This is a genomic window from Xenorhabdus griffiniae (genome assembly GCF_015163655.1).
Classification (GTDB): domain Bacteria; phylum Pseudomonadota; class Gammaproteobacteria; order Enterobacterales; family Enterobacteriaceae; genus Xenorhabdus; species Xenorhabdus griffiniae.
In genome coordinates this window covers 19,721-34,339 of record NZ_JADEUF010000002.1, presented here as the reverse complement: position 1 = coordinate 34,339, position 14,619 = coordinate 19,721, and the positions used below count along the sequence as shown (strand labels likewise).

The window sequence follows — 14,619 nt, the reverse complement described above, 5'->3', positions numbered from 1 at the left end:
TATTTAAACTGACAACATTTTTTACATCGGAGATGTTATTGTGAGCGAGCGTCAACAATGGACCATCAAACAAACACAGGCGTTGTTTGATAAACCTTTTTTTGAATTATTATTTCAGGCACAACAGGTACACCGCGAACATTTTGATCCACAACAAGTACAGGTCAGCACTTTGCTGTCGATCAAGACCGGCGCTTGCCCAGAAGACTGTAAATATTGTCCGCAAAGTTCCCGTTACAAAACGGGCCTGGAAAAAGAGCGGTTGATGGAAGTGGAAAAAGTCATTGAATCAGCGCATAAAGCGAAAAATGCGGGCTCAACCCGTTTTTGCATGGGGGCGGCCTGGAAAAACCCCCATGAACGTGACATGCCGTATTTGGAGAAAATGGTCAAGGAAGTCAAAGCATTGGGAATGGAAACCTGCATGACGTTGGGTATGCTGAACCATTCTCAGGCACAGCGTTTGGCAGAGGCAGGTCTGGACTATTACAACCATAACTTAGACACCTCACCAGAATTTTACGGCAATATCATCACCACTCGAAGTTATCAAGACAGACTGGACACGTTGGATAATGTCCGCAATGCGGGCATTAAAGTTTGCTCTGGCGGTATCGTTGGGTTGGGAGAGCAAATTCGCGATCGGGCAGCATTATTAGTGCAATTAGCAAACTTGCCTAAGCCACCGGAAAGTGTACCAATCAATATGCTGGTAAAAGTAAAAGGGACGCCACTGGAAAACAATGAAGATGTCGATCCTTTTGACTTTATTCGTACCATTGCGGTAGCACGGATCATGATGCCAAAATCTCACGTCCGTTTATCCGCTGGACGTGAACAGATGAATGAACAAACTCAGGCTATGTGCTTTATGGCGGGGGCTAACTCCATTTTCTACGGCTGTAAGTTGCTGACAACACCAAACCCGAATGAAGATAAAGATCTGCAACTGTTCCGCCGTTTGGGTATCAATCCTCAACAGACAAAGACGGCATTTGGTGACAATCAACAGCAGCAAAATTTGACAGAAGCCATCTTTCATAATGCTGATAACGAACAATTCTATAATGCGGCAATATGATGAGCTGGTCAGACTTTTTCTCCCGACGTTTGGCCGAACGTTGGGGCACTCTGCTGTGGCGTAACAGGCAAGTCCATCACGGATCTGATGGACGTTTATTATCTACGTCGGACGGCCAATATCTTAATTTTTCCAGTAACGATTATCTTGGGTTGAGTCAACATCCCAAGATTATTGCTGCATGGCAACAGGGTGCCCAGCAATATGGTGTAGGCAGTGGCGGTTCAGGGCATGTTACGGGCTACACTGCTGCACATCATACTCTGGAACAACAATTGGCTGAGTGGTTGGGATACTCTCGTGCTTTGCTTTTCATTTCCGGCTATGCCGCTAATCAAGGGGTGATTGCGGCGTTGATGGCAAGGGAAGATTGCATTATTGCCGATCGCCTAAGCCATGCATCGTTGCTCGAAGCAGCAATGCACTCTCCCGCCCAACTGCGGCGTTTTCTGCACAATGATATGGGATCTTTGCAGCAACATTTGGCAAAAGCATGTCTTGGTAAGACGCTGGTAGTCACGGAAGGTGTTTTTAGCATGGATGGCGATTATGCACCACTTGACGCTATTGCGCAGCAAGCCAAATCTACAGCAAGTTGGCTGATGGTGGATGATGCCCACGGTATCGGTATTCATGGTGATGAAGGACGTGGCAGTTGCTGGATGCAAAATGTTAAACCAGAGATTCTAATCGTCACCTTTGGCAAAGCATTTGGGTTGAGTGGCGCCGCCGTTTTATGTGATGAGCAAACTGCAGAATACTTGCTCCAATATGCTCGGCATCTGATTTACAGTACCTCAATGCCTCCCGCGCAGGCAGTGGCACTTTCCGAAGCCATACGGCAAATCAAGGCTGGGGATGAGTTGCGTCAGCGGTTGCGAAACAACATTCGTTACTTTCGCCACGAAGCACAGCATCTGCCTTTTGCATTGATGAATTCAGAAACGGCCATCCAGCCATTAATTGTGGGTGATAATGAACGTTGTACCGCACTGTCTCATGCGCTTAAGCAAAAAAAAGTGTGGGTTAAAGCGATACTTCCCCCCACGGTTCCCCCTGACAGTGCACGATTGCGTATTACATTGACAGCCAATCATACATGGCACGACATTGATGCATTACTGGAGGCATTGCATGGATCTGGTTGTTAAATCCGTTGACAAGCAAGCGATTGCCGGTGCTTTTGGACGCGCGGCTGCCAAATATGACACTGTGGCTAAATTGCAACAGCAAACCGGTGAATATTTGCTGGGATTGGCACAAGCGGAAAAGATTGGTGGACGAGTACTGGATGCGGGGTGCGGAACCGGTTTTTTTAGTGCTCGTTGGAAACAGTTAGGGAAACAAGTGATCGCACTGGATTTAGCTTCCGGTATGTTGAGCCATGCAAAGGAACAACAAGTTGCTGATTATTATTTGCAAGGGGATATCGAACATTTGGGGTTAGCGGATAACAGCTTAGACCTCTGTTTCAGCAATCTGGCGGTACAATGGTGCAATGATTTGCCAAGCGCCTTGCGCGAATTTTATCGTGTTACTCGTCCTGGTGGACTGATCGTGTTTTCCACGCTTGCACAGGGTTCACTGAATGAATTAGCCACTGCCTGGGCGCGAGTGGATGATTATCGGCATATTAATCATTTTCTGCCATTGCGAGTAATTACTCAGGCATGTCAACCCTATCGACATAAAGTCATTAACCGGCAATATTACCAGCACTATCCACAACTGTTGCCCTTACTGAATTCTCTAAAAGGGATCGGTGCAACACATCTGCATTATGGCCGCCAGCAGGGATTAATGACAAAAAAACGTCTAACAGCGCTTGCTGAAGCATATCCACGGAACAATGGGGATTACCCATTAAGCTATCAAATTGCTTTTGGAGTCATTTATTGTGACAAATAAATATTTTCTTACAGGAACCGATACCGAAGTAGGTAAAACAGTGGTGAGTTGTGCTTTACTTCAAGCAGCTAATAAGAAGGGATATTTGACTGCTGGCTATAAACCTGTGGCATCTGGCAGTGAAATGACGATTGAAGGAATACGCAATGGTGATGCACTGGCCTTGCAACGGAATAGTACGGTGCCATTGACTTACCAGGAAGTGAATCCACTGGTATTTGTGGAACCGACATCGCCGCACATTATCAGTGCGGAACTTAACCAGCCAATCGATTTTTCCGTTTTATCAGCAGGTCTGGCAGTTTTGGCAAAAAAATCTGACTGGGTTTTGATTGAGGGCGCAGGAGGATGGTATACGCCATTATCGGAAAATACGACGTTTGCTGATTGGGTGATTCAGGAAAATTTGCCGGTAATTTTGACAGTCGGTGTCAAATTGGGCTGTATCAACCATGCGGCATTAACCGCAAAGGCTATTCAGTATGCGGGGTTAAAACTGGCAGGCTGGGTTGCCAATGAAATTGAACCAGCCGGTAAACGTCAGGCTGCTTATCTGGAGACATTGGAGCGCATGATCCCTGCACCGTTATTAGGCGTTATCCCTCATCTGAGTGAATCATGTGATAAAAATCACATAGGAAAATATATTACTATTGATTCTTTGGTTAACTAATTGTTTACTGTGAGTTAGTTAAAGTTGATGCTGACTGTCGTGTTTTAGTCGTTGTTCTCACGCAGAAGATGTTTTATTTCGACAAGCATTGGGTTATTTTTGATCAACAAATCGCGTGAATTAATCAGAAAGCAGCATAAAAATATTCCACTATTGAAAAAATTTATAAGTGGGGATAACTCTGCAACTGCCCATGCTTAATAGGTTTTGCTGAGTTATCCACTATTCCTGTGGATAACCTTGTGTATTAGTTTTAGAAAAGTATCCTCGTGCAAGGCCGTACGCGGCTTGCGCCAGATTTGCTGTTATTCTCTACTTGGATTTTTTTGTAATCAAAATCAACATGTTAAATAAAATCAATTCCTTTTTGCATCTCTTTGCTATTCCGTGCTTTATCATTTCAGTCATTAATACAAAAATAGAAAAGAGCCAGATCATTATCTGGGGATAAAAATAGTCATCCTTGATGTTAAACAAAGGTTAATATCATAAGATTAATAACATCCGGGCAATAACATTATTTTGCCAAACTGACTTGAAGCTGGTTTTTTATCCAGTATTATAAAAATAATTTTGTTGATGTATGGATGGCGTGGGGAAAATGAGCAAAGAAACAAATAAGGTATTTAAGTTATATTCTGATTTTAAACCGGCAGGCGATCAGCCATCGGCTATCAGACAATTACAGGAAGGGCTGGAAGATGGACTAGCCCATCAAACACTTCTGGGGGTAACTGGATCGGGTAAAACTTTCACCATTGCCAATGTTATCGCAAACTTAAATCGACCCACCATGATCCTTGCCCCCAATAAGACATTGGCAGCTCAGCTTTATAGCGAAATGAAAGCGTTTTTCCCTGAGAATGCAGTGGAGTATTTTGTTTCCTATTACGATTATTACCAACCAGAAGCTTATGTGCCCAGTTCCGATACTTTTATCGAAAAAGATGCTTCAGTGAATGAACATATCGAACAGATGCGTCTGTCCGCAACGAAAGCCTTGCTGGAACGCCGTGATGTTGTGGTAGTGGCTTCTGTCTCTGCGATTTATGGTTTAGGTGATCCTGATAGCTATTTGAAAATGATGCTGCATTTAACCGAAGGTATGTTAATTGACCAGCGCGCTATCTTGCGTCGTTTAGCCGAACTGCAATATACCCGCAATGATCAGGCATTCCAGCGCGGAACATTTCGGGTACGTGGTGAAGTCATTGATATTTTCCCCGCAGAATCGGACGAACGTGCTTTGCGTGTAGAATTGTTTGATGATGAAGTCGAACGCCTTTCCCTGTTTGATCCGCTGACAGGGCAGGTCGAATACCATGTACCGCGTTATACCATCTATCCCAAAACCCACTATGTTACGCCACGTGAACGTCTCCTCCAGGCGATGGAGGAGATCAAACTGGAGTTGGAACAACGGCGCAAGATCCTATTGGCGTCAGATAAATTATTGGAAGAACAGCGTGTTACCCAGCGAACCCAATTTGATCTCGAAATGATGAATGAATTGGGTTACTGCTCTGGTATTGAAAACTACTCCCGTTATCTGTCCGGCCGCTCTGCCGGTGAACCCCCTCCAACGCTGTTTGACTACCTGCCGGCGGATGGCTTGCTGGTGGTGGATGAATCCCACGTTACTATCCCACAGATTGGCGGAATGTACCGAGGGGATCGCTCCCGCAAGGAAACATTGGTGGAATATGGTTTCCGTTTGCCGTCAGCGTTGGATAACCGTCCATTGCGGTTTGAAGAATTTGAGGCGTTGGCACCACAGACCATTTATATTTCAGCCACTCCCGGCAATTATGAATTGGAAAAATCCGGTCATGAAGTTGTTGAACAAGTTGTGCGTCCAACGGGACTCATTGACCCTGAAGTTGAAGTCCGCCCAGTGGCAACCCAAGTAGATGATCTTCTGTCTGAAATCCGTATCCGTGTGGCAAACAATGAGCGCGTGTTGGTCACCACCTTAACCAAACGGATGGCGGAAGACCTGACTGAATATTTGGAAGAGCATGGTGAACGAGTGCGTTATCTCCATTCCGACATTGATACTGTAGAACGGGTGGAAATTATCCGTGATCTTCGTCTCGGTGAATTTGATGTTTTGGTTGGCATTAACTTACTGCGCGAAGGGCTGGATATGCCGGAAGTTTCCCTGGTGGCAATTTTGGACGCAGATAAAGAAGGTTTCCTTCGCTCAGAACGCTCCCTGATCCAAACCATCGGCCGTGCAGCACGTAACCTGCATGGTAAGGCCATTTTATATGGCGACAAAATAACGAATTCGATGGCAAGAGCTATTGAAGAAACAGAACGCCGTCGAGCCAAACAGCAGGCATTTAACCAGGAACACGGCATCGTACCGCAAGGTTTAAAGAAAAAAATTGGTGACATCCTGAAAATTGGTCAGCCGGTTAATGGTAAAGGGAAGGCTAAAGGAAAAAATAAAGTTACTTTGGGTACAGATGATTACCGCAACCTGTCAGCGAAAGAGCTGGAGAGAAAAATCCGTGAACTGGAAGAGAAAATGTACCAACATGCACGGGATCTCGAATTTGAACAAGCAGCCAATATTCGTGACCAGGTTCAGGCATTGCGGACGCAATTTATTACTAATTCCTGAAAATTTATCTCCGTTTTTATGTGAGCCATCGTGACTGGTTAATTGGTCTTTTATGGAATATGGCGACTGTCAGTGCTGGAAAGGGTTCTCCAGCTGCTATATTTGAATAGAAATAAACCTGCATTTTAAAGAAGACAAACTCTATTTTAAATAGAGTTTGTCAGTGGACTGAAATGCTAACCCAATTTTTGCAGAGTATGCTCAATTGCCTGGCGCAATAATTCACGGTCGTGACGGTAAGGGACATCCTGCGCTTCTAAAACCTGTTGTGTCACAACGCGGTCACTGAAAGGGCTGATATCAGTACGTGGGCCGACAATAAGCGCATTAATCATCTTACGGCCAATCTTATTTTCCATGATTGCCAGTTTATCTTTTAATGATAAATTGGCAGCAGCGTGGCTGAGCTCTTTTCCTAAGTTGCCGATATAAATCATGTTTGCATTACTGCGCCGTAAGGATTGGGTTAAATCTTCCAATAGCAACAACGGCATCAGGCTGGTGAAAAAGCTACCAGGGCCGATCAAAATCAAATCTGCTTGCTCAATGGCATCCAGTGCTTCTTTAGTGGCATTGACATGAGGGTAAAGCAATAGTTCCTGTGGCACACAATTAAGTTGATCGATATTCACTTCACCATACACAGTATTGCCTTGATCATCGACAGCCATCAAATCAACCGACTGCTCTGACATCGGAATCAACTGTGCATTGACTTTCAGCAGATTGCGGAGCAGGTTAATCGCCTCAAGCGGACGGACACTTAAATGATCTAGGGCCTTCAACATCAGGTTACCTAAATTGTGGCCAGACAATTCGCCATTGCCACTAAACCGATATTCGAACATGGCAGAAGCAATAGTAGGTTCCGTGATTAACTGATTGAGGCAATTGCGCATATCTCCCCACGCAATTCCACCTTCTGAACGTCGTATTCTGCCGGTGGAACCCCCATTGTCCGTTGTCGTGACAATGCCTGTCAGACGTGCGCCAAGGGAAGAAAGGGAAGACATAACACGTCCAAGTCCATGGCCGCCGCCGAGGGCGACAACGCGATCCAAATCAGCTAATGTGCGATTTCGCATAGGATTCCTGTTACTGGCTAAATATAGGGGCTTTAATAAAACGCATGTAATTTATCACAAAATATGATGCTTTCAGAAATTGATGTGATTTTATGCAATCATTGCGCCTGATAACCTGGGAACACCGCAGGAAGCTACTGTTATCGCGATTAGTTAACTCGTTGTATAATAAGATATATATCGGAACGGGAATTAGCTTTTTATTTTAGGTTCATATAAAATTTACCTGATATTAACTCCTAGCCTCTGTGTCTAAGTCGCTGTTCTATCAAATGGATACCAGATTGATATGATGCTCTGGCCGTGACTCCTGAGTCACCAGGATGCCAGGTAGAAATGCCGGCATCTCCCGTATTTGGAAGGTGTTATTGTGGAACAACTCGTAGATGTATTCTCACGCAAGTTCTATTATTTGAGATTGTCTATTACTGATGTGTGTAACTTCCGTTGCACTTATTGTCTGCCTGATGGATATCAGTCTCATGACCATAAATCATTTCTTTCCCTGCCAGAAATTCGTCGTATTAGCCGAGTATTTGCTGAACTTGGCACAGAAAAAATCCGCCTGACAGGGGGAGAACCCACCATGCGTCGTGATTTTTGCGACATCATCGCAGCGGTTCATGAAAATCCGCAAATTAAAAAAATTGCTGTTACAACTAATGGTTACCGCATGGAACGGGATGTCTCCCAATGGAAATCAGCTGGCCTGACCGCGATTAATGTGAGTGTTGATAGTTTGGATCCTCGCCAATTTTACGCCATTACCGGACAAGATAAATTTTTCCAGATTATGCGTGGTATTGAGGCAGCTTTTGAGGCGGGATTCAACGTAGTGAAAGTTAATGTCGTGTTGATGAAAAATGTGAATGATACTCACCTGCCTGCTTTTCTTGATTGGATTAAACGCCGTCCTATCCAGTTGCGTTTTATTGAACTGATGGAAACGGGAGAAGGCAGTGACATTTTTCATCGTCATCATCTTTCTGGGGAAGTGATCCGTCATCAACTGTTACAACAGGGATGGCAACAACAGCAACGTGCGCGTAGTGATGGACCGGCTCAGGTTTTTCGTCATCCCGATTATCAGGGAGAAATTGGCCTTATCATGCCGTATGAAAAAAACTTTTGCCAAAGCTGCAATCGCCTGAGGGTATCCGCAATTGGCAATCTCCATTTATGTTTGTTTGGTGAACAAGGCATTCCATTGCGTGATTTATTGTCTGATGATGCATCATTGGATGCCCTGAAATTGCGTATTCAAGGTGGATTGCGCCATAAGCGCGAGACTCACTTTTTACATCAAGGGGATAGCGGGATCACCCCGAACCTTTCTTTTATTGGCGGTTAGCTTGGTTGCAAGATTTATTTTCAGGAGCAAAGAATGTCTCAATTAACCCATATCAATACTTCGGGTGAAGCTCATATGGTGGATATTTCTGCCAAAGCCGAAACGGTGCGTGAAGCACGGGCAGAAGCCTTTGTTGAAATGCAGGCTGAAACCTTGGCCATGATTATCGCAGGTGATCACCACAAAGGGGATGTCTTTGCGACCGCCCGTATTGCAGGTATTCAGGCAGCGAAACGGACGTGGGAATTGATCCCGCTTTGCCATCCGCTGCTGCTGAGTAAAGTGGAAGTCCGGCTGGAAGCACAAACGGAACATAGTCGGGTTAGAATCGAATCCTGTTGCCGCCTGGCGGGGAAAACAGGTGTGGAAATGGAGGCTTTGACGGCGGCATCTGTGGCCGCTTTGACCATTTATGATATGTGCAAAGCGGTTCAAAAAGATATGGTCATTGGACCTGTGCGTTTGTTGGAAAAAAGTGGTGGCAAATCAGGAAATTTTAAGGTGGAGTCATGATAAAGGTGCTGTTTTTTGCTCAAGTCCGCGAATTGTTGGGAACGGATTCACTTGAACTCTCTAATGATTACCTAACTGTAGCGCATCTTCGTCACGCACTGACTGAAAAGGGGGAACGATGGGCGCTGGCACTGGAAGAAGGTAAGGTGTTGTCTGCCGTAAATCAATCTTTTGTCCATGCTGAACATGCTTTGAAGGACGGTGATGAAGTGGCTTTTTTCCCGCCTGTTACAGGGGGATAAAAATGGAAAATACACGGATCAGTGTCCAACCGGAGACATTCAGTGTTGGGGAAGAATATCAATGGCTCTCGCAATGTGATGAAGATGGTGCTGTTGTGACTTTTACCGGCAAAGTTCGCAACCATAACTTGGGAGATAATGTTAACGCCCTGACATTGGAGCATTATGCTGGCATGACAGAAAAAATGTTGCAGAAAATTGTTGACGAAGCCCGTCAACGTTGGCCTTTGCAACGAACCTGCATTATTCATCGCATTGGCGAATTGTACCCAGGGGATGAGATTGTATTTGTTGGTGTTACCAGCTCTCACCGCAATGTAGCTTTTATGGCGGCTGAATTCATTATGGATTATCTGAAAACTAAGGCCCCATTTTGGAAAAAGGAATCGCTTGTTGAGGGTGAACGCTGGGTAGAAGCAAGGCAAAGTGACCAGGATGCGGCAAATCGTTGGCAAAACAGTGTTCGGTAGATCGTTCTGCGGACTATCTCGAAAACTGGACAAATAAACAATATGTCACTGAAATTGCCATTAATTGGCGGATGGTTTTATTAATGTTCTATGCTAATGTATAACTTTTGAATAGATTGTTTATTTTTAAACATTCTTAATCCTTAAACATTGTCATGAAAAGGTAATCATCATGGATCGATATCAACGTTCTAATGATTCGATTGTCCAGAAAGCTGGTTCTGGTATACAAACATACATGGCACAAGTCTACGGTTGGATGACTTGTGGCCTGTTGTTAACCGCATTTGTTGCATGGTATGTGGCAAATACCCCTGAAATTTTATACGCCATTTTCAGTAGCTCTATTGTTTTCTATGGCTTAATCATTGCACAGCTTGCGTTAGTCTTTGTGCTGTCTGGTTTGGTACATAAAATGAGTGGAGCACTGGCGACAGGGCTGTTTATGCTGTATTCCATGCTAACGGGGCTGACACTTTCCAGTATCTTTATGGCCTATACCACCAGCTCTATTGCCAGCACATTTGTTGTTTCAGCGGGGATGTTTGGTGCCTTGAGCGTTTATGGTTATACCACTAAGCGTAGTCTGAGTGGCTTGGGTAGCTTCCTGTTTATGGGGTTAATCGGCATCGTTCTGGCTTCTTTGATAAACATCTGGCTGAAAAGCCCGGCATTAATGTGGGCAATCACCTATATCGGTGTTGTGATTTTTGCTGGTTTGACGGCATACGATACCCAAAAACTGAAAGAAATGGGTGAACAATTGGATGTTAACGATAAAGAAAACCTGCGTAGGTACTCAATTACTGGCGCACTGACTCTGTATCTGGACTTCATTAACTTGTTCCTAATGTTGTTGCGTATTTTGGGTGATCGTCGATAATTGTTGATGCATTAAATTAAAAAACCCTGCCTTGGCAGGGTTTTTTAATGGTCATTAAGCATTTATCTATGACAATCGACATTGATAATGTTTATACGCATTAAACTTCAAGTTGCAATTTACAACACGATATGAAACCTGATTTCTCCCCACTTGGCGGGGAGAAATCACTCGCATCTTGAAGTTAGATTGGTATATGACTAATTATCTACAGTGGAAACATCATATAGACATAAATAACAATCGAACAGCGAACCCAATCAACACAACTCCCATGATTCGTTCAAACCAATAGCCTTTCTGTATGAATTTATTACGAATCAATACATTCGAGAAAATGATACTAACCAACACAAACCATACCGCATTGACTACACACATCCATACACCATAGAAAACCTGTATCAGAGTAGGTGTATTACTACTCACTACGGTTGTGAAAACGGCCAAAAAGAACAATGTTGCCTTAGGATTAAGGGCATTTGTCATAAACCCCATCAGAAATGCTTTCCATCTACTCTGTGAAGTCAAAATAATTTCTTCACCTTCTAAGGTATCCAAATTAGCAGGTTTAGTCCTAATAAATTTGATACCAAGCCACGTGATATAAATTGCACCAACGAGTTTTGCTACTTCTAACAACCACGGAGTAGCATGCATTAATGCACTAACTCCCACCAGTGTATAGATAACATGTATTGATATTCCTGCTCCAATACCTACTGCCGTACATATACCTGCCCAACATCCAAATCTTATACTCTGCCGTATAGTTACCGCAAAATCTGGACCTGGCGCGACTACTGCCAGGAAATGAATCACAGCCAGTCCTAAAAATTCTCCCCAATAGTTAGACAGCATATCAACTCCAGAATGACAATGGATTTTCTGTTCCACGATAGCCTATAAAACAAGACAGGCTCAAACGTAGATCATCGACGCCAGCAGTTACAGAATGCATACACCGAGAGTTAAAGATCAAAAGATCACCCACATCTGGTCGAATCTCTAGTGCTGGCTCACCAAGCAAAGAAGGCTCAATCCCATAACTATTACCACGCATAGCATCAAATTCTTCTGGAGAAAGTTCATCTTTCCAAATTTGTAAGGCTCCGCCTTCTCTGGGCATAGAAAGATAAACATTAGCTGCAAACTGGGCTTGAAGACTCTTAGCTCTAAAGCTATCAGGAGCATCTTTAGCAAAAATATCATGGTGTGCAAGAAAAGTGACCCCAGGTATAACTACCCTCGACAATCCCACATACATTTTCTTGCCATACAGTGTTTCAATTTGGGCTCCAGCAGGCCAAAACTCATCTAAAATGCATCTCAGTTTATCTATCGGTGAATAATAAGGCGAACAACGTTGTCGTAAGTCATTAATGTTCTGGAATACACTTTCAAAATAATCTTCTACACGCTGTGGTTTATTCTCAGCTTCATAAAATGCCATTCCGATTCGCCCTATGCTCGGTGCATTTAAATATCTATCAAATCCATGCCCTAATATTTTTTCCCCTAACTGTTCAGCTAACAAATTAGGCACAAATTGTTTTACACGTATAACTAAAATTTCTTTCTCTGCAAGTTTTTTTAAACACGCGGCATCAAGGCAATCAACTTCTATAATCATAATGTCTTTTTCTTTTGTTTACTGATGATTTTTATAAAAATATATTAAATTGTTAGACTACATCATAATGTACTATTAGATTGTCCTTCTTTATTTTAATCTCCTGTACTTTAATATTTCCTAATTCTCCTAGAGATGTCACATGGGTACCACCACAAAGGTAGGGCGTAAAATGACCGAAACTCACTTCTCTAAATCCATCATCTCGTTGAACTACTTTGCACGGTAGATCCTGTTTAATATAATTTTCACATATCGTTTGAATATGCTCTTTCGACACACTTTGAGCATTCACACTCGGCTTAAATACTATTCTCCCTTCACCCGGCCAATGATGAGCTTTAATCGGGTGCCACATCATATCTTCAACGACATGTCCAATAAGATGCCCGGCAGAATGCAGTCGTGAATATAATTGGCGTCGTTCAATATTAATACGAGCAAAAGCGTTTCCTAGAGCTACAGGTTCTGTAGTTAAGTGGACGATGTCACCGTCTTCCACAGTCACGTGAACTACCTCTACTTCATTAAGCCAGCCTATATCACTAGGTTGTCCCCCTCCTTGAGGATGAAATATAGTAGACTTTAACCAAGTGGAATAACGCCCATCATCACGAGGAATACAGCCAATCACTTCAACATTATCGGTCAGTGCTTGACTCGATAAATAATTACGCTCTGTCATATTTTATTTCCAGATATTATTACAATTTAAATATATACCAATCTAATTTCAAGATGCGTGTGATTTCTCCCTGCGAAGCGGGAGAGAAATCAGGTTTCATATCGTGTTGTAAATGGCAACTTGAATTTTAATATGTATAGCTTGATAATCATTTCAATTTGAACTGTCTAAAATATAGAAGTCAGTTTCCTTGTGATTTTCTAAAAATAATTAACACTCATTAGAAAAAAAGTAAAGTAATAACTAGTGGGGATATAATAAACAATATTACAATTTCTATTAAAAATATAATAGAGAATTATTCTACGCTTAATGACAGACAGTTCAATTAGGTGGTTTTTCACAGTTTTAAATTTATCAAGCAATCTTACTCCGAAACAGCCGATAAGCGATCCCTCCGGTTGTGGCAGTAATTACCAATAAAGGCCATAAATTTGGCCAAATAACGGATAAATCAGCGCCTTTCAAATAAATCTGCTTGGTGATATCAGTAAAATGCCGGATTGGATTAATCCAGGTGATATTTTGTAACCAAACAGGCATATTCTCGACCGGAGAGATATAACCAGAAAGCAGAATAGCGGGCATCATAAACACAAATACACCAATAAATGCTTGTTGCTGGGTGGAACAGACAGCAGAAATCAACAAACCGAAACCCACCAGGGATAAGCCATAAATCAACATACAGCCATAAAATAGCAGCAATGAACCCGCGAAAGGAATTTGATAGAACAGCGTTCCAATCAGCAAAACAATGCTTGCTTGCATCGTCGCCACAACCAATGCTGGAATCGCTTTGCCAAGGAAAATTTGCCATGTCGCCAATGGAGAAACCAGTAATTGATCCAGCGTTCCTTGTTCCCGTTCACGGGCGACTGACAACGCTGTGACAATCAGTACACCAATCGTGGTAATCATGGCAACCAGCGACGGTACAACGAACCATTTATAATCCAAATTGGCGTTATACCAGTTACGTACAATGAGTTCACTATTATTGAAATTAGGGGCATTTCCCAACAGTTGTTTTTGGTAATCCATCACAATTTGCTGGATATAGTTGGCTGCGATTTGGGCGCTGTTTGAATTACGCCCATCCAACAAAACTTGAATTGATGTCGGGTTATGGTTGGCGAGATTAGCACTGAAATTTTGGGGAAAGCGTACCAGTAATAGTGCCTTGCGGTTATCCAGGGTAGGGCGGATTTCTTGCGAACTGGTTAGCAAAATAACATCAGGAAATGCTTTTGATTTTGCCAGTCGTTGGGTTAACTCAATCGATGCCTGTCCATTATCCTCATTATAAATGGCGATGGTGGCATTTTTGACTTCCAGCGTTGCAGCCCACGGGAACAGGATCATTTGTATAATCACGGTCAAAATCAAAATGTTCCGTGTTTGCGGCTCTCTCAGAAGAGACTGCAACTCTTTCATAATGAGTGTGTACAGACGATAAAACATGC

The 14,619-nt window shown here is 43.1% G+C and carries 15 protein-coding genes and 1 riboswitch; of the genes, 10 read left to right on the top strand and 5 right to left on the bottom strand.

The genetic code is table 11. From position 1 onward, the window contains the following. The first annotated feature begins 40 nt into the window (after positions 1-40). The 5 genes from bioB to uvrB all read left to right on the top strand — a co-directional run bounded on the left by bioB (position 41) and on the right by uvrB (position 6,291). Entirely contained in the window at positions 41-1,081 is a 1,041-nt protein-coding gene (gene bioB / locus IQ211_RS00935; protein ID WP_189758140.1) for a biotin synthase BioB, read from the top strand. Beyond that, positions 1,081-2,232, top strand: a complete 1,152-nt coding sequence (bioF, locus tag IQ211_RS00930; RefSeq protein WP_189758141.1) for an 8-amino-7-oxononanoate synthase — start codon at positions 1,081-1,083, stop codon at positions 2,230-2,232. Before bioB ends, bioF begins: the two co-directional genes overlap by 1 nt. Then, positions 2,216-2,989, top strand: a complete 774-nt coding sequence (bioC, locus tag IQ211_RS00925) for a malonyl-ACP O-methyltransferase BioC (protein ID WP_189758142.1) — start codon at positions 2,216-2,218, stop codon at positions 2,987-2,989. The genes bioF and bioC overlap by 17 nt, the downstream gene beginning before the upstream one ends. Then, positions 2,979-3,662, top strand: coding sequence for a dethiobiotin synthase (bioD, locus tag IQ211_RS00920; protein ID WP_189758143.1), 684 nt, complete (start codon positions 2,979-2,981; stop codon positions 3,660-3,662). The genes bioC and bioD overlap by 11 nt, the downstream gene beginning before the upstream one ends. A 601-nt stretch (positions 3,663-4,263) precedes the next feature. After that, a complete protein-coding gene (uvrB, locus tag IQ211_RS00915) occupies positions 4,264-6,291 on the top strand; it encodes an excinuclease ABC subunit UvrB (RefSeq protein ID WP_189758144.1) in 2,028 nt (675 codons plus the stop codon). 176 nt (positions 6,292-6,467) lie between these two features. On the opposite strand, the gene yvcK is transcribed toward uvrB, so the two are convergent. Next, positions 6,468-7,376, bottom strand: a complete 909-nt coding sequence (yvcK, locus tag IQ211_RS00910; RefSeq protein ID WP_189758145.1) for a uridine diphosphate-N-acetylglucosamine-binding protein YvcK — start codon at positions 7,374-7,376, stop codon at positions 6,468-6,470. A gap of 224 nt (positions 7,377-7,600) precedes the next feature. Continuing rightward, a riboswitch (molybdenum cofactor riboswitch) is annotated at positions 7,601-7,757 on the top strand. Between yvcK and moaA the strand changes: the two genes are divergently transcribed. The 5 genes from moaA (at position 7,744) to IQ211_RS00885 (ending at position 10,835) form a co-directional block, all read left to right on the top strand. After that, positions 7,744-8,727, top strand: a complete 984-nt coding sequence (gene moaA, locus IQ211_RS00905) for a GTP 3',8-cyclase MoaA (protein WP_189758173.1) — start codon at positions 7,744-7,746, stop codon at positions 8,725-8,727. Its footprint overlaps the riboswitch before it by 14 nt. A gap of 33 nt (positions 8,728-8,760) precedes the next feature. After that, positions 8,761-9,240: a cyclic pyranopterin monophosphate synthase MoaC gene (gene moaC, locus IQ211_RS00900; protein WP_189758146.1), complete on the top strand. Its 480-nt coding sequence runs from the start codon at positions 8,761-8,763 to the stop codon at positions 9,238-9,240. Further along, positions 9,237-9,482 (top strand): molybdopterin synthase sulfur carrier subunit, encoded by a 246-nt coding sequence (gene moaD, locus IQ211_RS00895; RefSeq protein WP_189758147.1) that lies wholly within the window; start codon positions 9,237-9,239, stop codon positions 9,480-9,482. The genes moaC and moaD overlap by 4 nt, the downstream gene beginning before the upstream one ends. Positions 9,483-9,484: 2 nt before the next feature. Next, on the top strand, positions 9,485-9,952 hold the full coding sequence (gene moaE / locus IQ211_RS00890) for a molybdopterin synthase catalytic subunit MoaE (RefSeq protein WP_189758148.1): 468 nt from the start codon (positions 9,485-9,487) through the stop codon (positions 9,950-9,952). Positions 9,953-10,124: 172 nt separating this feature from the next. Then, positions 10,125-10,835, top strand: a complete 711-nt coding sequence (locus IQ211_RS00885; protein WP_189758149.1) for a Bax inhibitor-1/YccA family protein — start codon at positions 10,125-10,127, stop codon at positions 10,833-10,835. A gap of 222 nt (positions 10,836-11,057) precedes the next feature. Here IQ211_RS00885 and IQ211_RS00880 read toward each other — a convergent pair whose 3' ends face one another. The 4 genes from IQ211_RS00880 to IQ211_RS00865 all read right to left on the bottom strand — a co-directional run bounded on the left by IQ211_RS00880 (position 11,058) and on the right by IQ211_RS00865 (position 14,617). Next, positions 11,058-11,696 (bottom strand): LysE family translocator, encoded by a 639-nt coding sequence (locus tag IQ211_RS00880; RefSeq protein ID WP_189758150.1) that lies wholly within the window; start codon positions 11,694-11,696, stop codon positions 11,058-11,060. 1 nt (position 11,697) lies between these two features. Next, entirely contained in the window at positions 11,698-12,468 is a 771-nt protein-coding gene (locus IQ211_RS00875; RefSeq protein WP_189758151.1) for a 2OG-Fe(II) oxygenase, read from the bottom strand. A gap of 52 nt (positions 12,469-12,520) precedes the next feature. Further along, the gene (locus tag IQ211_RS00870) at positions 12,521-13,153 is read right to left on the bottom strand and encodes an alanyl-tRNA editing protein (protein ID WP_189758152.1); all 633 of its coding nucleotides are present in this window, start codon (positions 13,151-13,153) and stop codon (positions 12,521-12,523) included. 357 nt (positions 13,154-13,510) lie between these two features. After that, complete coding sequence (locus IQ211_RS00865) at positions 13,511-14,617, bottom strand: ABC transporter permease (RefSeq protein WP_189758153.1); 1,107 nt, start codon at positions 14,615-14,617, stop codon at positions 13,511-13,513. Positions 14,618-14,619 lie beyond the last annotated feature (2 nt).